This window comes from Bacillus sp. AY2-1 (genome assembly GCF_008368965.1).
In the GTDB taxonomy this organism is placed as follows: Bacteria; Bacillota; Bacilli; order Bacillales; family Bacillaceae_G; genus Bacillus_A; species Bacillus_A thuringiensis_S.
Genome location: NZ_QPEL01000028.1, coordinates 16,060 through 39,349, shown reverse-complemented (window position 1 = coordinate 39,349; position 23,290 = coordinate 16,060). Strand labels below are relative to the sequence as shown.

The following is a 23,290-nucleotide window of genomic DNA, read 5'->3' as shown; positions in this document are numbered from 1 at the left end:
TCCAAGTAGCTAGTCGAACTTTCTTACAACTGGAACACGAATCGCTACAAATAGTACGAAGACGATAACAGCAATTGCACCGCTTTTCATAACGGTTACGATTGGAATTCCCAGTGCAAGTGCGATTGATGTGAATGCATAAGAGAGCGGGATAAAGCCCATTGATGATAGCATAAGTAAGCTCATTACGCGTCCCATCATTTCCTCTTTTACTGTCGATTGAATCATCGCCATAAGCGGAACGATAGCCATTGCAATTGTAATACCATAAAACATGCCGGCTAATAGTGCTTGCCAAAGTACGGTGCTAAAGTTGATGGCTAAGAAGAATACACCAGACAATAGCATCATGATAATACAAAAAAGACCGCGCCTACGATTAATATTTCTTAAACCGACAATGACAGCACCGATTGCCATTCCGCCGCCTACAGATGCTTCTAAGTAACTAAACTGGAGTGAATCACCATGCAGCACGTTTTTAACAAAAAGCGGGAAACCAACTTGCATCGGGCCGATCAAAAATAAGTTTAAAAAGGCGCTACAAATAAGGAAAGTTGAAAGGAATGGTGATTCCTTTACATATAAGATTCCTTCTTTAATGGAAGTGAACATACCTTTATCCGTATCTTTTAGTTCTGGCATCGTAAATTGTATTTTTTGAACGAGTATGGCCGCGACAATCAGTAATAAAATTGTAATAGAAAATATTGTCTCGTAGTTTGTGAATTTGATAAGAATTCCGCCAAGTACAGGGCCTAAGATGACCGATGCTTGGTTCGTCATTTGTGTAAGTGAATTCGCTTGTGTTAACCGGCTTTTTTCTACCAATTCCGGTAAGATAGATCCATCTGCTGACCAGAAGAAAGCATCGGCAAGTCCAAAGAATAAAGCGAATAAAGCAAATGTATATAGTGTTACATCACCAACGATAAACCATGTGAGAATGGTTGCAACAAGAATCGCTCGAATAATATTGGAGTAAAACATAATGTTTTTTTTCGGGAATTTATCAGCTACAGCGCCGCCGATAATCATAAAAATAAGCCTTGGAACACTAAGAGCTACGAAAACAACACCGAGTGAAGCTTCAAGGTTTAATGTTTTTGCTATGTACCACGTTTGTGAAAAAGTAAAAAAGGCTAAAGCAAAGCTTGAAAAAAGAGTAGCTGCCCAAAGAAAAAGGAAATTCGTATTTTTTAATAACGGTTTTCCGCTTCCTTCTAAAGCAGTTTTATTTTGTTGTAGTTCCTCCATATTGCTTCCTTTCTATGTGACAAATTTAAACTAAAAAAACAGTAAACGCCCGATTGGTGAGGGCTAATACTCAATGAGAGATGTCCCTCGCTGATTATAGTTTCACTTTATACAGTTTCTAATATTTCTATACTGCACTTTCTCATTGTAGACAATAATAATGAATTTGCACAGTGGCTATTTAACGACAAAAAAGAAGATACCAAATGGTATCTTCTTTTTTGTAGTTCAGGCTAATGTGATTAATGAATATTAAACGACAAAAAAGAAGATACAAATGGTATCTTCTTTTTTGTCGTTCAGGCTAATGCAATATAAATATCCAATTGTACGTTGGTTGGATCTGTTGCTTTTTCATCATAAAGCTCAAAGTCTGTTGTAAAAGCACGTTTATTTTCTTTCGACCATTTCCAAATATATTCCCAAGCTTCGCAAACGACTTCAGCAACTGGTCCCTTTCTCGTTGTAAATACCGCATACGTAGCGGCGGGTATTGTTAAAGTTGTCATATTTTCAGGAACTTCTTTTAGTGAAGAAACGGGCATACCGATTGTAAATGTATATGTACCAGTTTCATCTGATTCGTAGTTGGAGTAGAAAGCGAGTGTTTCTTTCGTTTGTTGATTTGGGATGTGATGCATCATTTGTTCTTGAAAGTATCGGTTCCAGAGCTCGGGAATTTTTCCTTCAGTAGATGCTTCTTTTTCATTAGTCGTCGTAACCGAAACGCCGATTGCTTGGAAAGCTTCTTTTTTTACGATAATGGGTTCGTTTATCATTACAAATTCCTCCTTTAAAATAAGAACGTATGTTCTTTAATAATATAACATATTTTTACATGTAACGGTTATTGTTTTTTGAAAATTTTAATCATAAATAACAAACAGAAATGACTAAAAATGGTAGAATTTCTATTGTATGTATGAATAGATTAAGAGATATGTTAAGCTTTTTATGTATCCTTAAACTGTTATATAGACCTATATTATCAGGTGTTTTTATAGGTTTATATAAGTGTCTGGTATATATGCTATTTTTGATAAATTAAAATAGTAATATTCTATGAGATTTATATTGTTGACATTGGGATTTCAACGATACATTTTCGTAGGTCGGATTGTTGCGAGTGGATATATATTGCTATGTATACGGCTACGAAATTAAGTAGACGGATAGCAAGTATATAGAAAGGAGAAAGGTAGAAAATATGAAGCAAGTATTGAAGTGTTTTAATGTCGTAACGATGATCACACTTCTCCTATCCATCATATTGCCTTCACCCAGTGCTTTTGCTACAGAGATAAATAAAAAAAGCTGGGATGAGTTACAAGGAAATGATGTGAAAATTAAGGCAGAGCAAGTAAATGCTGAAATATATAAGGGAGAAGTAGCGGAGAGGGAGCACGTATTTCAATATACGATTGAAAATACGGGAGCTACACCAATTCAAGAATTGGTGCTTAAACAAAATAATGAAAATGAAATTACGTTCCCTTCGCAATCTGTGAAAGTAAACGGAGAGAAGTTACCTGAAAATAAGGTAGCGGATTTCTATGTAGAGGAAAAAGATAAGGGAGGAAAGATTCTTTCTTCTAATCTTAAAATTAAAGATTTAAAATCACATGAAAAAATGACTGTGTTAATAAAAGCTCGTCGTGCACAACATTTTAATAAAGAGTATAAGCAAAAAATTAGTGTGCAAAAGGATCAACTACAAATAGGAAACATGTCTGTAGATGTTGAAGGGCTTCCTTCTGGAGAGAATTTAGAAGCTAATACCGATGATGAGGCTGACAGTAGTAAGAAAGCTATCGGATCAACAACTGATTCGAAAGTTAAAGAAGTGGATGCAAAAGTATCTGCAGAGGATAAAAATAAACTTGCACGAAAAACAGAAATAGAGAAGATAAAACAACCTGAAGCTGAGAAGCAACTAGAAAAAGAGAAAAAGCAATCACCTTTAGCAGTAAAGCAGAGTGATGCAGAAGTACAAGCTGCATCAGAAAATGCTTCGAAGGTTCAAATCCAAACAGGAGATAAACAAGGGTTTGGAGATCCACTGTATTCTACAATTGCTTCTGGTAATTTAGTACAGACTGGTAATGTGACGCTTGGTTTGACTACGGATCATTATGGAAGACAAAGTATGGGTTATAAAACGAATAAAATGACTGTGGACGTTGATAACGAGGATAGTACTTTTAATTCGTCAACAGGTGCATTTCCTAACATCCCTGCCGGAAGTAAAGTGAAAAAGGCGTATTTGTTTTGGACAGCTGCAATGGGAACTGTAACTAGTACAAATGTTAATCAAAGAGTTAGTGATAATGATGTACGACAACCAGTCAAAATGAAAATGGGAAATAAAGAATATGCAGAGGTAAGTGCTGATAGCATACGAAAAGCGGATTACCTACCTTATATTTCTAATTACTCAGGTAGTGGCGCAGGATATGTTGCGTATGCAGATGTAACAAATGTAATTGCACAGCAAGGTATTTCTCAAACGTTGACAGTTGCGAATGTGCCACAAATTAAAGATGTAACAGGTGGCGGCTATTACTGGGGTAACTGGAATCTTATATTAGTTTATGAAAACTATAAAGAAACAGTAAAAGACATGAAGATTTGGGAAGGGTTAGTCTCTCAAAAAAGTACAGCCTGGACAGATATTAGCGTTAATAAAATAAACACACCAAAAGAAGGTGCTTTTAAGGCGAAATTTAGTTATTTTTCATCGCAAGGTGATCCAGCTGAGAAAGATGGATATGCATATGATTATGGAGAATATGATTTTGGTGCTGGATATATAAAGATAAAGAATATTAACGGTAAAGATAATGATGCGAATGATTCGTCTATGACAGAAGTACAAGTAGACGGTACTAACGAGTTTGTTACAAAAAAATATCCAGGATATAACCCGAATTGGACAAATTCATTCAGTACTGACATTCATACATATCACTTTGAAGGGCCCACTCAAGTAAAAAATGATTTAAAAGAAGCAAAAATGCGTTTTAGAGCAAATGGTGGTACTGGTGATATTTACGTATTAAACAATGCTACATTCGTAACAGAACATAATGCTCCAAACTTACAAGTTGATAAAAAGGCGTTAGATGGTGCTGGTAAAGAAGTTAAGGAAATTAAATCCGGTGAAGAGTTTACGTATCAAATTGAAGTGAAAAATGATACGAAAAATAATCAAGCACCTGTATCTAATGTAAAAGGTTTTGATAAATTAGATGATCGTTTAGAGTATGTTCCGGAATCTATACAATATATTTCTGGAAGTAATAAAGGAAATAAAACAGATAATGCAAGCGATGATGAAGCAGAGTTTGTAAATAATCAAATTGATTTCCGTATTGGTGAAGGGGCAGATGCTAAAGACGGCGGTGTTTTAAAACCTGGTGAAAGTGCCATTATTACATTTAAAGTAAAAGTGAAAGCTTCTGTACAATCAGATACAACAATAAAAAATATCGTTGCTGTAAAGGGAAAAGATAGTACCGAGGTAAATTATGAAACTACAGATGATGCAAATGTTACGGTTACGCTTCCGAAAGAAGTTCCGGGAGAAATAGAGGCAAGAAAAATAGCTTCTAATAAAACACCGAAGCTAAGTGACGAGGTAGAGTATCGTATTACATTTAAAAATAAGACAAAAGATGGACGTCTAGATGTATTGACAATTGAAGACGAATTACCAAGTAGTCTTGAATACGTGAAAGATAGTTTGAAAGCTGAAGGTATAAAACCAGAGCCAGTAGAACTAAAAGTGGAAGACGGCAAAGTAATGGCAAAGTATCCAGAAATTACGGATACAGAAAAAAGAAGTATTGTCTTTAAAGTGAAAGTAAAAGATTCGGCAAAAGTAGGGGAGGCAATTGTAAATAAAGCAATTGCAAAAGATCCGAAAAATGAGCCTGTTGAATCGAAGGTTGTTATTACACCGCAAAGTAAAAAAGGTGAAGTTGCTGCTACAAAGGTAGTTAATAATAAGAAACCGAAGTTAGGAGAAGAAATCGAGTACCGCATTAGTTTTCATAATACGGTTGAGAACGGAAAACTAGAAGAGGTGCGAGTGGAAGATACAATTCCAAAAGGTCTTGAATATGTAGAAAATAGTATCAAGGCCGAAGGAGAAGCACCTGGACCAGTAGAATTAGCTGTTGAAAATGGAATAGTCAAAGCTAAGTATATCGATATTATGGATATGAAAGAAAGAAGTATCGTCTTTAAAGTAAAGGTGAAGGAAGAAGCAAAAGTAGATAAAGAGATTGTCAATAAAGCAATTGTTGATGATACGAAAAATCCACCGATTGAGCCGGAGGAAAGAATTACTCCGCAATATAAGGATGGAATAATTGATTCGAAGAAGACAGTAGATAATCCATCACCAAAACTAGGAGAAGAAATAGAATACCGAATTAGCTTTCAAAATACGGTAGAAAACGGAAAACTAGAAAAGGTAACGATAGAGGATACAATTCCTAACGGTTTAGAGTATGTAAAAGGCAGTGAAAAGGCTGAAGGTGATAAACCAGCTCCATTAAAGTTAAGTGTGAAAGATGGAAAAGTCATTGCTGAATACGACAATATTACGGATATGAAAGAAAGAAGTATTGTCTTTAAGGTAAAGGTGAAGGAAGAAGCGGAAGTAGGTAAGGAAATCATCAATAAGGCAATTGTTGATGATATGAAGCATCCGAAAGAACCAGAAGCGAAAATTACACCATTACACAAAGATGGAAAAATTAAAGCGAAGAAAATCGTAAATAATGAAACACCGAAGTTAGGAGAAGAAGTAGAATACCGAATTAGTATGAAAAATACGGTAAAGAACGGAAAGCTAACAGACGTGACAATAGAGGATACTTTACCAGAAGGTTTAGAGTATGTAGAAAATAGTTTGAAAGCAGAAGGTGCCGGAACAGATTTAGTAGAGCTGAAATTTGAAAACGGTAAGGTAATGGCAAAATATCCAGAAATTATGGATACAGAAGAAAGAAGTATCGTTTTTAAAGTGAAAGTAAAAGAAGAAGTAACAGTTGGTAAAAAAATCATTAATAAAGCAACTATTGATGATTCACAAAACAAGCCAGTTAATCCGACAGCGGAAATTATTCCTCAGTATAAAGATGGAAAACTTGAAGCGAAAAAGATGGTAAATAATGAAACGCCGAAGTTAGGAGAAGAAGTGGAATACCGAATTAGCTTTAAAAATACGGTAGAACATGGAAAGTTAACAGAGGTAATAATAGAAGATGATTTACCAAATGGATTAGAGTATGTGAAAGATAGTTTAAAAGCAGAAGGTTCTAAGCCAGTTCCAGTGGAATTGAAATTTGAAAACGGTAAGGTAATGGCGAAGTATCCTGAGATTATAGATACAAAAGAGAGAAGTATTACCTTTAAAGTGAAAGTAAAAGGTAAAGTGAGCGATTCGATTGTTAATGAAGCGATTGTGAGCGATACGAAATATCCGCCAGAAACACCGACAGCAGAAATTATTCCGCAACATAAAGACGGAAAAGTGAAAGCGAAGAAGACGGTAAATAATGAAACGCCGAAGTTAGGAGAAGAAGTAGAATACCGAATTAGTTTTAAAAACACGGTAGAAGACGGAAAACTAGCAGAGGTGAAAATAGAAGATACTTTACCCGAAGGTTTAGAGTACGTAGAAAACAGTGTGAAAGCAGAAGGTTCTAAGCCGGATCCAGTGGAATTGAAAGTGGAAAATGGTAAGGTAATGGCGAAGTATCCAGAGATTACGGATACAGAAGAAAGAAGTATCACTTTTAAAGTGAAAGTAAAAGATGAAGTGAAAGTCGGTAAAAAAATCGTCAATAAAGCAATTATTGATGATACGAAAAATGAGCCAGAAACACCGACGGCAGAAATTACTCCACAGCATAAAGATGGAAAAGTAGAAGCGAAGAAAACGGTAAATAATGAAACGCCGAAGTTAGGAGAAGAAGTAGAATACCGAATTAGTTTTAAAAACACGGTAGAAAACGGAAAGCTAGCAGAGGTAAAAATAGAAGACGATTTACCAAATGGATTAGAGTATGTGAAAGATAGTTTACGAGCAGAAGGATCTAAGCCGAATCCGGTAGAACTGAAAGTGAAAGATGGCAAAGTAATCGCAAAATATCCAGAAATTACGGATATAGAAGAAAGAAGTATCGTCTTTAAAGCGAAAGTAAAAGAAGAATTTAAAGTTGGTGAAGGCATTGTCAATAAAGTAGTTGTTGATGATACAAAAGATCCAACAACTTCAGAAGTAACAATTACGCCAGAATATAAAGACGGTAAGCTTAAAGCAGAGAAATTTGTAAACAATAAAAAACCGAAATTAGGAGAAGAAGTAGAATACCGAATTAGTTTTAAAAACACGGTAGAAAACGGAAAACTAGTAGAGGTTAAAGTAGAAGATGAAATTCCAGCTGGATTAGAGTTTGTAGAGAACAGTTTACAAGCAGAAGGATTTAAGCCTAGTCCGGTAGAATTAAAATTTGAAAACGGCAAGGTAATGGCAAAGTATCTAGAAATTGCGGATACAAAAGAAAGAAGTATTATCTTTAAAGTGAAAGTAAAAGAAGAGGCAGAAATAGGCAAGGAGATTGTTAATAAAGCGATTGTAGTAGATACAAAAAATGAGCCAGTAGAGCCTCATGTGGAAATTACTCCGCAATATAAAGATGGTAAAATTATTGCGCAGAAAGTAGCAAATAATCATAAACCGAAACTAGGAGAAGAAGTAGAATACCGGATTAGTTTTAAAAACACGGTAGAAAACGGAAAACTAGCAGAGGTAAATATAAAGGATACATTACCAAATGGTTTAGAGTATGTAGAAGGAAGCATCACAGCAGAAGGTTCTAAACCGAAACCAGTAGAGCTACAGGTGAAAAATAATAAAGTAATGGCAAAGTATCCAGAAATTACAGATACAGAGGAAAGAAGTATTGTCTTTAAAGCGAAGGTAAAAGAAAGCGTCAAAGTGGGAGAAGAAATCGTAAATAAGGCAATTGTAGATGATACAAAGGATCTACCAGAAGAGCCTTATGTACCGATTACACCACAATATAAAGATGGAAAAATTGAGGCAAGAAAAGAAGTAAGTAATCATGAACCGAAGTTAGGCGAGGAAATCGAATATCGAATTATTTTTAATAATACGGTAGAAAACGGAAAACTAACTGAGGTAAAAGTAGAAGATAAAATTCCAGCCGGTTTAGAATACGTACAGGATAGTATAAAGTCTGATGGGCCGGAACCAAATCCAGTAGAACTTAAAGTTGAGAATGGAAAAGTAACAGCAAAGTATCCAGAAATTACGGATACGAAAAAAAGAAGTATCATCTTTAAAGTGAAAGTACAAGAAACGGTACAAGTAGGAAAAGAAATTATAAACAAGGCGGTTGTGGATGATAATAATCCGACAAATCCACCAGTTGAGTCACTTATACCAATTACACCTCAATATAAAGATGGGAAACTAGAGGCAAGGAAAGAAGTAAGTAACCATGAACCAAAGCTAGGGGAAGAAATTGAATATCGAATTATTTTTAACGGCACAGTAGATGGCGGGAAGTTAGTTGATGTAAAGATTGAAGATGAAATTCCGTCTGGTTTAGAGTATGTGAAAGAAAGTCTGGAGGCCGTAGGTGATAAGCCTTTACCAACAGAACTTAAAGTCGAGAATGGAAAAGTAACAGTGAAGTATCCAGAAATTACGAATACGAAAGAAAGAAGTATCATCTTTAAAGTAAAGGTAAAAGAATTAGTAAAAGTTGGAGAGAAAATAACAAATAAAGCGATCATTCATGTAGATGATCCAAATCATCCAGTTATAGAACCGACAGCGACAATAAAGCCAGAATATAAAGATGGTAAGTTAAAAGCGACGAAGATAGTAAATAATAAAGAACCGAAGCTAGGAGAAGAAGTAGAATACCGAATTAGTTTCAAAAATACGGTAGAAAACGGTAAACTAGCAGAGGTAAAGGTAGAAGATGAAATTCCAGCCGGTTTAGAGTACGTGCAAGATAGCATTAGATTTGAAGGGGCGGAGCCAAATCCAGTAGAGTTAAAAATGGAGTTTGGAAAAGTAATAGCGAAGTATCTAGAAATTACAGATACAAAAGAACGTAGTATTATTTTTAAAGCGAAGGTAAAAGCAGCACCAAGTAAAGGGATAACAAATAGAGCGATAGTGGACGATAGAATAAATCCACCACTTGAGCCTACAGTTACAATTTTACCGAAAACAAAAGAAGATTTTAAGATACCAGAAGAACCGAAAGAACCAGAAGTGAAACCGGAAGATCCGAAAGAACCAGAAGTGAAGCCGGAAGAACCGGAAGAGCCGAAAGAACCGAAGGAACCAGAAGTGAAACCGGAGGAACCGAAAGAACCAAAGGAACCAGAAGTGAAACCAGAGGATCCGAAAGAACCAAAAGAACCAGAAGTGAAACCAGAGGATCCGAAAGAACCAAAAGAACCAGAAGTGAAACCGGAAGATCCGAAAGAACCGAAGGAACCAGAAGTGAAACCGGAGGAACCGAAAGAACCAAAGGAACCAGAAGTGAAACCAGAGGATCCGAAAGAACCAAAAGAACCAGAAGTGAAACCGGAGGAACCGAAAGAACCGAAGGAGCCAGAAGTGAAACCGGAGAAACCGGAAGTAAAACTTGAAAAGTTAATTAAAGAACCGCAAGTAAAAGTAGAAAAAGAATTACCGAAAACAGGGGCAGCACATTCATGGATAATGTCAGTTGGTGCGGGAATTTCATTCTTAGTTGGCGGAGTATTATTCGTATTAGGTAGAAGAAGAAAATAATAATTTTTTTAGACGAAAAGCACACTGAGTTCGATAGTTTATGGAACTCAGTGTGCTTTCGTGGTATATAAAAGGAAAGCTCCTTCCACTTATGGAAGGAGCTTTTATTTTTGCATATTAAAACATACTTGAGCTATGCATCGGTTGAAGTTTTGCATTTGGATCGAAGTAAGCTTTTGCATTGTTTACTGCTGTCGGTGCTTCGCCAAATCCACAAGCGATAAGTTTTACTTTTCCTTCATATGTACAAATGTCACCAGCAGCGTAAATGCCAGGAATATTCGTTTCCATTTTTGAATTCACAAGGATGCTATTTTTTTGTATATCTAAGCCCCAGTTTTTAATTGGACCAAGAGAAGAAACGAAGCCGTAGTTTACAATTACGTCATCAACATCGATGATAACTTTTTCTTCAGTTTTTACGTGCTGAAGAACGACTTGTTCAATTTTGTCATCACCAATGAGTTCAACTGGAACATACGGTGTACTTACTTCTGCACGAGAATTCATTAAGTTTTCGACGCTATGTTCATGTGCACGGAATTTATCACGGCGATGAACGATTGTAACTTTTTCAGCAATCGGTTCTAACATCATCGTCCAGTCTACTGCGGAGTCGCCACCGCCAAATACTACGACGCGCTTGCCAGCAAATTTATTCATATCATCAACGAAATAATGTAAGTTTTTCTTTTCGTATTTTGCTGTACCTTCTAATTCTAAGCGGCGTGGTTGGAAAGCACCATTGCCGGCAGTAATGATGACTGATTTAGAATAGTGAGTTTGTTTATTCGTAACAAGTTTAAATATACCATCAGCTTGTTTTTCAAGCGTATCAACCGCTTCTTCTAAGCAAACGGTTGGATCAAATTTCTTCATTTGCTCTTTTAAGTTATCGACTAATTCTTGTGCACGCACTTTTGGAAATCCAGCCACATCATAAATGTATTTTTCAGGGTAGAGTGCGGATAATTGTCCTCCAAGTTGAGGTAAGCTTTCAATGATTTTTACACTTGCTTGTCTCATACCGCCATAAAATGCTGTGAACAGTCCCGTTGGACCACCACCAATAATTGTTATGTCGTAAACTTTTTGATTTTCTGCCACTTTCATTCCCCCTATAGATGGAATTTTGATATTGATTTCATATATTGTTCATATGTACACGAAAATCCTGCAAATGATGACACTTTCAAATAAATGATAGCATATTTGAGTTCATAATACTTCTGAAAACGACTGAATTGTGTGTAAGTTTTCGCATAGGTTCTTTTTTATTGTATAAAATATACAGAAAGGAAAATACATGAAAAAAAGGCTGAAAAACCCTTGAAAACGCTATGTTATTTTAAAATATTGATAATTCGCCAGATGCTTGAATTCTGGAATAAAACCGACTAATATAGGGAAGTATTATGTTAAATTTCTATGACAAAATTCGTACGATTTTTTGACTGCGTTTTGTTATGATATAGAATGTGATAAATTCCACATTCTTGACAAATAGAGTTTTTAGTACTTGGTATTATTTCTCATTACTATTATATAAAGAAAAGGGTTGTGATTTGGTGAAGACTCCAAAAATCGTAGTTTTAGGTGCAGGTTATGGCGGGATGATTACGACTGTTCGTCTGCAAAAAGCATTATCTGTAAATGAAGCTGAAATTACGTTAGTAAACAACAACAGCTATCACTACCAAGCGACTTGGTTACACGAGAGCGCAGCTGGTACATTACAAGATGAAAAAATCTGTCTAGATATTCAAGACGTTATTGATACAAATAAAGTGAACTTTGTACAAGACACAGTAGTAGAAATTAAAGCTGCTGAAAAACGTATTATCTTAAAAGACGGCGAGTTAGAGTATGACTACTTAGTAATCGGTCTTGGTTTCGAATCAGAAACATTCGGAATTACAGGATTAAAAGAGCATGCATTCTCAATCGCTAACATTAATGCAACTCGTGAAATTCGTGAGCATATGGAAGCTAGTTTCGCTAAATATGCAGATGAGAAGCGCGATGAGTTAGTAACAATCGTTGTTGGTGGTGCTGGATTTACTGGTATCGAGTACGTAGGTGAGCTTGCAAACCGTGTTCCTGAACTTTGCAAACAGTACAATGTACCACGTGAAAAAGCACGTATCATTTGTGTAGAAGCGGCTCCAACAGCACTTCCAGGTTTCGATCCAGCATTAGTAGAATACGCTGTAAAACAACTTGAGAAAAAAGGCGTAGAATTCCGCATCGGTACAGCAATTAAAGAAGCAACTGAAGAAGGAATTATCGTTGCAAATGGCGATGATACGGAATTAATTAAGTCTGAAACAGTAGTTTGGGCTGCAGGTGTTCGTGGTAATGGTATTGTAGAAGAGTCTGGCTTTGAAGCAATGCGCGGACGTGTAAAAGTTGATGAGTACATGCACGCTCCAGGATACGAAGAGGTATTCATGGTTGGTGATGCCGCGTTAATTATTAACGAAGAAATTAACCGTCCATACCCACCAACAGCACAAATTGCAATTCAACAAGGTTACAACATTGCACACAACTTAACTGTATTAGTTCGTGGCAAGGGCGAAATGAAAAAATTCGCATTCGATAATAAAGGATCTGTATGTTCTTTAGGTCATGACGATGCAATGGGTGTTGTTATGGGTAAAAAGTTAACAGGTTGGAAAGCTTCCTTCATGAAGAAAGTAATCGATAACCGCTACCTGTTCTTATTAGGTGGACCTTTATTAGTTCTTAAAAAAGGTAAATTAAAGTTCTTTTAATATATAGTAGAAAAAGCAGAAACGGCTAAGCGCTGTTTCTGCTTTTTTCATATTAAAAATATAGTATAATATATAAAAAAGAAAGAATATTCTGTCCGTTATGATGGAGGAGGTTATTACATCATGGAGAAACGAGGGAAGGTATGGCTAGCTGTTAGCGGTCTAGTAGCTACAAAAGATGGCAGGTGGCTATTCGTTAAGAAGAAATACAGTGGATTAAAAGGGAAATGGTCTTTACCGGCTGGTTTTGTAAATGAAGGTGAGACAGTTGATGAAGCTGTGAAACGCGAAGTGTTAGAAGAGACAGGCATTGTCGCTCATGTGAAGGGGATCATTGGTGTTCGATCGGGTGTTATTCGTGATGAAATTAGTGATAATATGATTATTTTCCTTTTGGAGCCTGAAGGAGAAAATATTATTGTACAGGAGAAAGAATTGTCTGAAGTGGCGTTCTTACATCCAGATAAGATTGCGGACGATCCGAATACGTCTGTACTTATTAAATATTTGTTAGAAGGAAGATCAGAACTACATCTTGAAGTGGACAAAACATTAAATCCAGGAGAATCATTTGGTTATACAGCTTATCACGTATTTACGGCACGTGCGAAGGAGAGGGAAAAAGAGTGAGTATACCGGTACTACTTATTTCAATGATGTTATTCTTTATTTTGTTCTTTGGAATTGGATTTTTACTCAACATGATTTTGCGGGCTACATGGGTAATGGTTATTGTGTATCCGATTGTTTGTATGCTTATTATTAATAAAGCGAGTATGTGGGATTATTTTTCAAAGCCGAAAGAAACATTTTCTTCATTTGGGACAAGTGTATCGCACTTAGGACAAGCAGACTTATTTATTCTATCTACTGGATTAGTAGGGGCTGCTTTAGCAGGAGTCGTGATCAAGAAACTTCGGAAAAGCGGATATCAAATGTTTTAATCTCCAATTCATTTGGAGATTATTTTTTTTGCATATTCCTTCATCGTATAGGGAATGATTAACGATGAAGGAGTGTGGAATGTAAAAATGTTAAAACGATATTGTATTCGCATTATGATGACTTGTTTACTTGCAATTGCATTATGCGTAACATGGAATGCTTTCACAGGAGTTTCTCTATTAGAGATTGTAAAGAAATATGAGGGAACGAGTGCAAAAGAAGTACATGCAGCAGAAGTTAAGAGAAATGTTGCTCCGAGTAAAGAAGTGATAAATGCTTTAGAGCAGGCAAACGACTGGTCTAAATATCGTTCAATTGAAATGACTGCAACAGGTTATACATCGGGGATTGAGTCAACTGGTAAGAGGCCAGGGCATCCAGAGTATGGTATTACATATTCAGGTGTTAAAGTGAAAAGGGATTTATATTCCACAATTGCTGCGGACTTACGCGTATTCCCGATTGGAACGATTCTCTTCGTGCCAGGTTACGGGTATGGTGTAGTAGCTGATAAGGGCGGTGCAATAAAAGGAAACCGTCTTGATCTATATTATGATACGGTGAAAGATGTTTATAGCCAATGGGGTAAGAAAAAAGTAAATGTGTATGTAGTAAAAGTAGGAAATGGTAAGTTTACAGAAGAAGAGTTAACGATGTTAAATCAAGACGAAACGATGCAAGTGTTTCGTGGTCAATATTTAAAACAAAGATAGTCTAGTTGTAATTACGCTAGACTTTTTTTCTTGGCTTATTTCATAATAGAGGAGATTTTACACGTCATATAACTGTAGTTGGAATTGTCGCATTTTATAGAAAATAAAGTTATAATGGTGGTAGAGAAATTTAGGGGGTCTGAACATGTTTCAAGTACAAAAAGAATTAGCAGGTCATGAAGTAGTGATTGTTGCTCTATTTGAAGAAGAGAAAATGAGTAGTTTTGTACAAGAACTGGACAAAGCGTTTGAAGGACAATTACAAGTTTTACTAGAAGAGAAAGAATTATCTACGAAGAAAAAGGCCATTTCGAAAGTACATAGCTTAGGAAAAACAAATGTGAAACGTTATTACTTTGTTGGTTTAGGCAAGAAAGAGTCTTACACGACAGAAACGTTACGTGCGGCTCTTGGAAAAGCGTTTAAAACATTACAAGTAGCAAAAGTACAAGATGCAGCAATCTTACTTGATTCTTTCGTAACAGAGAAATTAGATGCGATTGATGTAGCTCATATTGTAGCAGAAGTACAAGGCCTTGGTACATATGAGTTACAAACGTATAAATCAGATAAAAAGGATCGTGAAGAGTTAGAGAAGTTCACGGCTATTACAGCGGAAGATGCACAAGAAATTGAAGCCGCATTAACAGTTGGCTACGTACATGGACGTGCAACAAACTCGGCTCGTACACTTGTAAATATGCCGCCAAACGTATTAACAGCGACAAAGCTTGCTGAGTATGCTGTTGAGTTAGCGGAGAAGTATGATATGGACTATAAAGTTCTTGAGAAAGAAGAGATGGAAGATCTTGGTATGGGTGCATTACTTGCAGTAAACCAAGGTAGTGTAGAGCCACCAAAAATGATCGCTCTTATTTATAAAGGAAAAGAAGAGTGGACGGATGTCATTGGATTCGTTGGAAAAGGTATTACATACGATACAGGTGGTTATTCTTTAAAACCACGTGAAGGCATGGTTGGTATGAAAGGTGATATGGGCGGTGCAGCTGCTGTATTAGGTGCGATGGAAATTATCGGAGAACTGCGCCCAGAACAAAATGTGATCGCTGTTATTCCTTCAACTGATAACGTTGTAAGTGGTACGGCATTTAAGCCAGACGATGTAATCACATCTATGAGCGGAAAGACAATTGAAGTATTAAATACGGATGCAGAAGGTCGTCTAGCTTTAGCTGATGGTATTACGTATGCGAAAAAACTTGGTGCAAACTACCTTGTTGATGTTGCAACATTAACAGGCGGTGTAATTGTTGCACTTGGAAACTATACGACAGGCGCAATGACAAATAATGAAGAGTTATTTGAGCAAGTGCTAGAGGCTTCTATGGAAACAGATGAGCCAATTTGGCAACTACCGATTTTTGATCGTGATAAAGAACGTGTGAGAAACAGTAAGTTTGCTGATTTAAATAACTCACCAGGCCGTGAAGGACATGCGGTTATGGCAGGTACATTCCTAGGCGAATTCGCTGAAGATACACCGTGGGTACACTTAGATATCGCTGGAACATCAGAAACAAAAGGCGCGCACGACTTAGGTCCAGCTGGAGCAACTGGTGCAATGGTACGTACACTTGCAACACTTGTGGAGCGTTTCGGAGAAGAATAAGAGTATAAGTGAAGACTGTTCCAATATTTTGGAACAGTCTTCTTTTTTATAGGTTTGTTTATCTAGCTATTTGCCGGGCAGTAAGACCCTCACCTCAAAAATTCAGCGGAAGCAAAGAAGTTAAGTGTGGATCGAGCTGCTCGTAAACTCTTGATTGGTGAGGGCTGATTAAAGTTTCACTTTATAAAGAAATCGTATACAAAATCCCATTTAAGGCAAAAGAAGTACGGCCCGTTTCTTCAGAGACAACTAATATAAGTGCATCACTCTTTTCTGATAAGCCAATTGCAGCTCTGTGCCGTGTTCCCAGCTCAGGATCAACTTCTGTACTTTTCGTTAAAGGAAGAATATTAGCAGCTGAGACAATATGATTATTTTTTACGAGAACGGCACCGTCATGAAGAGGGTTACCTGGATAAAATATTGATTCGAGTAATGGTGCAGTTAAGTGAGCGTTTAATGTCGTTCCAGTTTGAATGAAAGCTTCAAGCGTCTCGTTTCGTTCCACAACGATAAGAGCACCATGTTTTCTGGCGCTTAAATGTTGGATAGCTGTTGTAATAAAAGATGAACTTTCCGTATAAGGTGATAAATATGCCTGAATATAGTATGTAGCTGCCAATGTTTGTACATTTGCCAACATATGATGAATATCTTCCATTTTGCATAAAATGCATTCATCTTCTTTATCGATTGCGTTCCTCATAATCGATAGTTCTCTTTCAGCAATTTCAATCATTTGCTTTGTTTGTATTTTGAGCTCTTCTGACAAGCCCCATTCGTGCATAATCCTCATTCCCTTTAGTGGAGTATTTAACAATAGTGTATACAAATATTCCTAGTAAAATCCTGCTAGATTTTATAAAATATTGAGATACGGCATGTTTTTTTCATATAATAAAGGTATGACGAGCGAGAGGAGAGAGAAGAATGAATTGGAAACAAGAATTTAGTCGCTGGCTTTCTTACGCACAATTAGATGCAGAATTAAAAGAACAGCTAGAAAACATGAAGCAAGATGAGAAGAAAATCGAGGATAGCTTTTATAAAAACCTAGAGTTCGGCACAGGTGGTATGCGTGGTGAACTTGGTGCTGGTACGAACCGTTTAAACGTATATACAGTTCGTAAAGCAACAAAAGGATTAGCAAGCTTTATTGAAAAGTTAGGTGAGGAAGCGAAAAAACGAGGTGTTGTTGTAGCCTATGATTCTCGTCATAAATCACCTGAGTTTGCAATGGAAGTCGCTGCTACACTTGGTGCACGTGGTATCACAACATATGTGTTTGAAAGCTTACGTCCAACGCCAGTACTTTCTTTCGCAGTTCGTCATTTACATACAGTAAGTGGAATCGTTCTTACGGCAAGCCATAATCCGCCTGAATATAACGGATACAAAGTATACGGTGAAGATGGTGGACAGTTGCCGCCAAAAGAAGCGGATGAGTTAATTAGCTACGTAGATGCAATAGAAGATGAATTAACAGTTGAAGTCGCTGATGTAGAGCAATTAAAAGCTGACGGTTTATTACATATTATTGGACAAGAAGTAGATGATGCATATGCTGCAGAATTGAACAATGTCATCATTAATAAAGAAATGGTGGAAAAGGCCGGCAAAGACTTAAAAATCGTCTTTACACCATTACACGGAACATCAAATATTTCTGTACGCCGTGGTTTAGAAGAAGTTGGATTTACAGATGTAACAGTTGTAAAAGAGCAAGAGTTACCAGATCCAAACTTCTCTACAGTAAAATCACCGAACCCAGAAGAGCACGCCGCGTTTGAGTATGCAATTCGTGACGGTGAAAAGGTAGGCGCAGATGTATTAATCGCAACTGATCCTGACGCAGATCGCCTTGGTGTAGCTGTTCGTAATCATAATGGTGAGTTCCAAGTATTAACAGGTAACCAAACAGGTGCATTAATGCTTGATTACTTACTATCTCAAAAGAAAGAAAACGGAATACTTCCAGAGAACGGTGTCGTATTAAAAACAATCGTAACGTCTGAAATTGGCCGTACAATTGCAAAAGCATACGGTTTAGATACAGTTGATACGTTAACTGGATTTAAATTTATCGGTGAGAAAATTAGACAGTATGAAGAAAGCGGACAATACGAATTCCAATTCGGTTATGAGGAAAGCTATGGTTATTTAATCCGTCCATTCTGCCGTGATAAAGATGCAGTACAATCTGTCCTATTTGCATGTGAAGTAGCTGCATACTACAAATCACAAGGGAAAACGTTATATGATGGTCTATTAGAAGTATTTGAGAAGTATGGTTTCTTCCGTGAAGACCTTGTATCGTTAACGTTAAAAGGAAAAGATGGAGCGGAACAAATCCAAGAGATGATGGCGACGTTCCGTGAGAATCCTCCGAAAGAAGTAGCAGGCTTAACAGTCGTAGCAGTTGAAGATTATAAAGCAAGCATCATTACATCTTTACAAGATGGACATAAAGAAGAGATTCACTTACCGAAATCAAATGTGTTAAAATATCAATTAGAGGATGGTTCATGGTTCTGCCTACGTCCATCTGGAACTGAACCGAAGATTAAGTTCTACTTCGGTGTACAAGATAGTTCTTTACAAAATAGTGAACAAAAGTTACTTACTATTAAAGAAGACATTATGAATCGTTTATAATACAAAGTAATTTTAAGTAGTAAGGAACAAAAGGGAGCGAAATCTCCCTTTTGTTTTATGTAGGAAATGATTGCTATTAATTCCGACAGGAGAGAGGGTATTTTGTGATGAAAAAAGTAAGAAAAGCGATAATCCCAGCAGCTGGATTAGGAACACGTTTTTTACCAGCAACGAAAGCAATGCCGAAAGAAATGTTACCGATAGTAGATAAACCAACGATTCAATACATTGTAGAAGAAGCAGTGAAATCGGGAATCGAAGATATTATTATCGTTACTGGTAAAACAAAGCGCTCTATCGAAGATCATTTTGATAACGCATTTGAACTAGAACAAAACTTATTAGAGAAGAAAAAATATGAGTTGCTTGAAAAAGTACAAGCTTCTTCAAAAATGGTAGATATTCATTACATCCGTCAAAAAGAGCCGAAGGGACTAGGACATGCTGTTTGGTGTGCACGTAAATTCATTGGTGATGAGCCATTTGCAGTGTTACTAGGTGATGATATTGTCCAAGCTGAGAAACCATGTTTACGTCAATTAATGGATGAGTATGAAAAAACACTTTCTTCTGTTATTGGTGTACAAACTGTTCCAGAAACAGAAACACACCGTTACGGAATTATCGATCCATTAGAACAAGAAGGTCGTCGTTACCAAGTTCGCAATTTCGTTGAGAAACCAGCACAAGGTACAGCACCTTCAAACTTAGCGATTATGGGCCGTTACATTTTAACGCCTGAAATCTTTATGTTCTTAGAACAGCAACATGTCGGTGCTGGCGGTGAAATTCAGTTAACAGATGCAATCCAAAGCTTAAATGAAATCCAACGTGTATTTGCTTACGATTTCGAAGGAAAGCGCTACGATGTAGGTGAAAAGCTAGGATTCGTTCAAACGACAATTGAAATGGCCCTGCAACACCCAGAATTACGTGATGACATGGTTGCGATGATGAAGAAAATTTTAGAAGAACAAGCGAATCAAGAGTCTTAATATAAAAAAGAGTTATTTCAGCTTGTTGAAATAACTCTTTTTTTATTATGAAATCGTCGAATGAGAATGCTGATAAGCAGAACGACGCACAGCATAGTATATGCGAGGTGCGATAATAGCACCGATAATTGTAAATGCAATATCTTTTACTGCGAACCACATCATAATCATCCAAGCAGCTTTATAACTCATATTACCGCCCATAAAGAGATTGACTGCCCCGTACATGTAAGTAGTACCGATTATATAAGTTAAAATAATTCCTGTGAAAGAGGCAATAGCAAATGTAATGAATGTTGGTCTTTCTTTTTGTTCTACTAGTTTTCCCGATACGTAAGCAACGATAATAAATGCGATAATAAAACCACCAGTAGGATCTAAAAGTGCTCCAAATCCAGCTTTGAAGTTAGCAAAGATTGGTGCGCCGGCTACGCCAACGAGCATATATACAGTCATGGATAAGGCACCAAGTCTACTTCCAAGAAGAAGACCTGCTAAAATTGCGAAAAATGGTTGCATAGATAATGGGATGCCCGCTACTTGCAGGAATGGTGCCCAAGATACAATATTTGCACCAATGGCCATAAGAGCGACGAACATGGCAGCTAATGCTAAATCTAAAACATGAAATCTCCTCATAATGTTAACCTCCTGTTGTTTTTAGGTTAACATTATCGTAGCGAAAATATTTACTTGTTGTCAATCAAAATATTTTGATAAGAAGGCTTTAAATAGTCTCTTAGCAATGTATATGGAATACGAAATTGCGGAATTCCACTTGAATACGGAGCAATTTCATATAAAGGGAAATAAATGACGAGATTGTCTGGCTCTAAAAAGAAGTGAAACTTTTTCATACTCATTACCTTTTCAGTTGCATCAGGAAAATAAATACTTTCATTTTGTTTAATTTGTCTTACAATCTCTGCACGGATTACATCTTTATATTTATCTTTTTGTTGAAATAAATCGTCTAAGTGCAGTAGCTTTTTTTCGTTTAAATCAAATGTATTTGCCTTCCACGTATAAAGACCATGTGCTCCGCCAGTATATTGATAGTAATTCACATATAGGCTAAGAAAAGGTGGTTTGTTTAATGAGACTTTATAATCGACATTTGCTACGTACGGATGAAATGGTGTACTAGATCCTTCTGTCTCTTTATAATATTTTTTTGCTTCTTTTTCTAATTTGTTTTTAAATTTGTCAGTGGATTTTTTGTAATATAAATTGAGCTTATTTTGAAATTTAGAGTCAGAAAAGTTGTGAAAAGAAGGCCTATTTATTTGATATTCTATATAAGGTTTCTTACCTTTTTGCGTTACAGTCTTAACATCGATTGTCAGGTTAGATGCTTTGGCTGTTATTGCACAATTTGGTACAATAGTCAGCAAGGAGAACATAAGCAGTAATATACAAAATTTCTGTTTCATTTAGGTGAAGCCTCCTTATATAAGTGTTATAAGTAGTTTGAAAATAAATAGGTAAAATTATACATTTAATTAAAGTAAGAGAAGGAGGAAGCGATATGGCAAAAACTTTAATGGATTCACTTGGAATTGAGTTGTTAGAGATGACAGAAGAAAAGGTGGTTGCTACGATGCCTGTTGATGAGCGTACGCATCAGCCGTTTGGATTTTTACATGGTGGTGCATCGGTTGCATTAGCAGAAACAGTGGCAAGTGTTGGTTCATACAATTTAATTGATCAAGAAAAATGTATTTGTTTCGGATTAGAAATTAATGCAAACCACATTCGCTCAAAGAAAGATGGAATTGTAACAGCGATTGGGACACCGATACATAGAGGACAATCGACAATGGTTTGGGATGTTCGCATTATTGATGAAAATGATGATTTACTATGTATATCAAGATGTACAGTAGCAATTAAAGAAAAACGTGAAAAGTAAAAAAGAGGCGCTCTTATGAGCAGCCTCTTTTTCTTATAATTAGAACTGGATTTTCTTCTCTAAGAAACCTTTTAGTTCGCTAATTGGCATACGAACTTGTTCCATTGTGTCACGGTCACGTACTGTAACAGCTTTGTCTTCAACTGAGTCGAAGTCGTATGTGATACAGAATGGTGTACCGATTTCGTCTTGACGACGGTAACGTTTACCGATAGAACCAGTTTCATCAAAGTCTACCATGAAGTCTTTAGCTAATTCTGCAAATACTTCAGTAGCACCTTCAGATAGCTTTTTAGATAATGGTAAGATAGCTGCTTTGTATGGTGCTAAAGCAGGGTGGAAACGAAGAACTGTACGAGAATCGTTTTCTAATTGTTCTTCTTCATATGCATCACATAAGAATGCTAATGTTACGCGGTCTGCGCCTAAAGATGGCTCGATGCAGTATGGTACGTAACGCTCATTCGTTTGTGGATCGATATAGTTAAAGTCTTCGTTTGAGTGTTCCATGTGACGTTTTAAGTCGAAGTCTGTACGAGATGCAACGCCCCAAAGTTCGCCCCAACCGAATGGGAATTTGAATTCAATGTCAGTTGTTGCATTACTGTAGTGAGATAACTCTTCTTCACCGTGGTCACGAAGACGCATGCTCTCTTCAGTCATACCAAGTGAAAGTAACCAGTTTTTACAAGTTTCACGCCAGAATGCGAACCACTCTAAATCTTCACCAGGCTTACAGAAGAATTCAAGTTCCATTTGTTCGAATTCACGTGTACGGAATGTGAAGTTACCAGGCGTGATTTCGTTACGGAAACTCTTACCGATTTGGCCAATACCAAATGGAAGCTTTTTACGCATAGAGCGTTGAACGTTTTTGAAGTTTACGAAAATACCTTGTGCTGTTTCAGGACGAAGGAAAATTTCGTTTGTGCTAGACTCTGTAACACCTTGGAATGTTTTGAACATTAAGTTGAACTGACGGATTTCAGTGAATTCTTCACTACCGCAATCAGGACATTTTACTTCATGTTCTTTCATTAAGTCAGCCATTTGGTCGAAAGTAAGACCGTCAACAACCATTTCAATGCCTTTTGCATCTAAAGCATCCTCAATTAATTTGTCAGCACGGTGACGAGCTTTACATTTTTTACAGTCGATCATTGGATCGTTGAAGTTACCAACGTGACCAGAAGCGATCCAAGTTTTAGGGTTCATTAAAATAGCTGCGTCTAAACCAACGTTGTGTGGAGATTCTTGAATGAATTTTTTCCACCAAGCTTTTTTAACGTTATTTTTTAATTCGATTCCAAGTGGACCGTAATCCCAAGTGTTTGCAAGACCACCGTAAATTTCAGAACCAGGGAAAACAAAACCGCGATGTTTCGCTAAGTTTACAACTTGTTCCATTGAATACATAAGAAAATCCTCCTTTTGAAAGTTAACGTATTGGCGATGATATACTCTGATACTTTGGAAACGAGCAGTATATGCTAAAAAGAACATAAAAAAACGCTCATCCCAAGGCTTATTTGCCTAGGGACGAGCGTTTGCC

16 protein-coding genes are annotated in these 23,290 nt (G+C 36.7%); 9 read left to right on the top strand and 7 right to left on the bottom strand.

Annotation, left to right across the window (positions count from 1 at the left end; all coding sequences use genetic code 11):
- Window positions 1–9 precede the first annotated feature (9 nt).
- Entirely contained in the window at window positions 10–1,257 is a 1,248-nt protein-coding gene (locus DN403_RS07520; RefSeq protein WP_000391930.1) for an MFS transporter, read from the bottom strand.
- 299 nt (window positions 1,258–1,556) lie between these two features.
- Window positions 1,557–2,036, bottom strand: coding sequence for a GyrI-like domain-containing protein (locus tag DN403_RS07515; RefSeq protein WP_000606668.1), 480 nt, complete (start codon window positions 2,034–2,036; stop codon window positions 1,557–1,559).
- 428 nt (window positions 2,037–2,464) lie between these two features.
- On the opposite strand from DN403_RS07515, the gene DN403_RS07510 reads away from it, so the two are divergent.
- Entirely contained in the window at window positions 2,465–10,111 is a 7,647-nt protein-coding gene (locus DN403_RS07510; RefSeq protein ID WP_149185380.1) for an isopeptide-forming domain-containing fimbrial protein, read from the top strand.
- Between the two features lie 117 nt (window positions 10,112–10,228).
- On the opposite strand, the gene DN403_RS07505 is transcribed toward DN403_RS07510, so the two are convergent.
- Entirely contained in the window at window positions 10,229–11,218 is a 990-nt protein-coding gene (locus tag DN403_RS07505) for an NAD(P)/FAD-dependent oxidoreductase (RefSeq protein ID WP_000829785.1), read from the bottom strand.
- A gap of 461 nt (window positions 11,219–11,679) precedes the next feature.
- On the opposite strand from DN403_RS07505, the gene DN403_RS07500 reads away from it, so the two are divergent.
- From DN403_RS07500 to pepA, 5 genes are all read left to right on the top strand, one after another.
- Window positions 11,680–12,888 carry an NAD(P)/FAD-dependent oxidoreductase gene (locus DN403_RS07500; protein WP_000856602.1) on the top strand — a complete coding sequence of 403 codons (1,209 nt, stop codon included), beginning with the start codon at window positions 11,680–11,682 and terminating at the stop codon, window positions 12,886–12,888.
- A 123-nt stretch (window positions 12,889–13,011) separates the two neighbouring features.
- Window positions 13,012–13,518: an NUDIX hydrolase gene (locus DN403_RS07495; RefSeq protein WP_000415307.1), complete on the top strand. Its 507-nt coding sequence runs from the start codon at window positions 13,012–13,014 to the stop codon at window positions 13,516–13,518.
- The gene (locus tag DN403_RS07490; RefSeq protein ID WP_000027012.1) at window positions 13,515–13,832 is read left to right on the top strand and encodes a YuiB family protein; all 318 of its coding nucleotides are present in this window, start codon (window positions 13,515–13,517) and stop codon (window positions 13,830–13,832) included. Before DN403_RS07495 ends, DN403_RS07490 begins: the two co-directional genes overlap by 4 nt.
- An 87-nt stretch (window positions 13,833–13,919) precedes the next feature.
- Window positions 13,920–14,546 (top strand): 3D domain-containing protein, encoded by a 627-nt coding sequence (locus DN403_RS07485; RefSeq protein WP_000920103.1) that lies wholly within the window; start codon window positions 13,920–13,922, stop codon window positions 14,544–14,546.
- A 145-nt stretch (window positions 14,547–14,691) separates the two neighbouring features.
- Window positions 14,692–16,176: a cytosol aminopeptidase gene (gene pepA / locus DN403_RS07480; RefSeq protein WP_000487967.1), complete on the top strand. Its 1,485-nt coding sequence runs from the start codon at window positions 14,692–14,694 to the stop codon at window positions 16,174–16,176.
- Between the two features lie 181 nt (window positions 16,177–16,357).
- On the opposite strand, the gene cdaS is transcribed toward pepA, so the two are convergent.
- Window positions 16,358–16,963, bottom strand: coding sequence for a sporulation-specific diadenylate cyclase CdaS (gene cdaS / locus DN403_RS07475; RefSeq protein WP_000545255.1), 606 nt, complete (start codon window positions 16,961–16,963; stop codon window positions 16,358–16,360).
- A gap of 143 nt (window positions 16,964–17,106) precedes the next feature.
- On the opposite strand from cdaS, the gene DN403_RS07470 reads away from it, so the two are divergent.
- Both DN403_RS07470 and galU read left to right on the top strand, forming a co-directional pair.
- Entirely contained in the window at window positions 17,107–18,831 is a 1,725-nt protein-coding gene (locus DN403_RS07470) for a phospho-sugar mutase (RefSeq protein ID WP_001104214.1), read from the top strand.
- Window positions 18,832–18,938: 107 nt separating this feature from the next.
- Window positions 18,939–19,826 carry a UTP--glucose-1-phosphate uridylyltransferase GalU gene (gene galU / locus DN403_RS07465; protein ID WP_000757823.1) on the top strand — a complete coding sequence of 296 codons (888 nt, stop codon included), beginning with the start codon at window positions 18,939–18,941 and terminating at the stop codon, window positions 19,824–19,826.
- Between the two features lie 45 nt (window positions 19,827–19,871).
- Here galU and DN403_RS07460 read toward each other — a convergent pair whose 3' ends face one another.
- A complete protein-coding gene (locus tag DN403_RS07460) occupies window positions 19,872–20,465 on the bottom strand; it encodes a biotin transporter BioY (protein WP_001252163.1) in 594 nt (197 codons plus the stop codon).
- A 50-nt stretch (window positions 20,466–20,515) separates the two neighbouring features.
- Window positions 20,516–21,259 carry a DUF3298 and DUF4163 domain-containing protein gene (locus DN403_RS07455; RefSeq protein WP_000810328.1) on the bottom strand — a complete coding sequence of 248 codons (744 nt, stop codon included), beginning with the start codon at window positions 21,257–21,259 and terminating at the stop codon, window positions 20,516–20,518.
- Window positions 21,260–21,354: 95 nt separating this feature from the next.
- Between DN403_RS07455 and DN403_RS07450 the strand changes: the two genes are divergently transcribed.
- Window positions 21,355–21,738: a hotdog fold thioesterase gene (locus tag DN403_RS07450; RefSeq protein WP_001140616.1), complete on the top strand. Its 384-nt coding sequence runs from the start codon at window positions 21,355–21,357 to the stop codon at window positions 21,736–21,738.
- Between the two features lie 39 nt (window positions 21,739–21,777).
- On the opposite strand, the gene DN403_RS07445 is transcribed toward DN403_RS07450, so the two are convergent.
- The gene (locus tag DN403_RS07445) at window positions 21,778–23,154 is read right to left on the bottom strand and encodes a glycine--tRNA ligase (protein ID WP_000287148.1); all 1,377 of its coding nucleotides are present in this window, start codon (window positions 23,152–23,154) and stop codon (window positions 21,778–21,780) included.
- Window positions 23,155–23,290 lie beyond the last annotated feature (136 nt).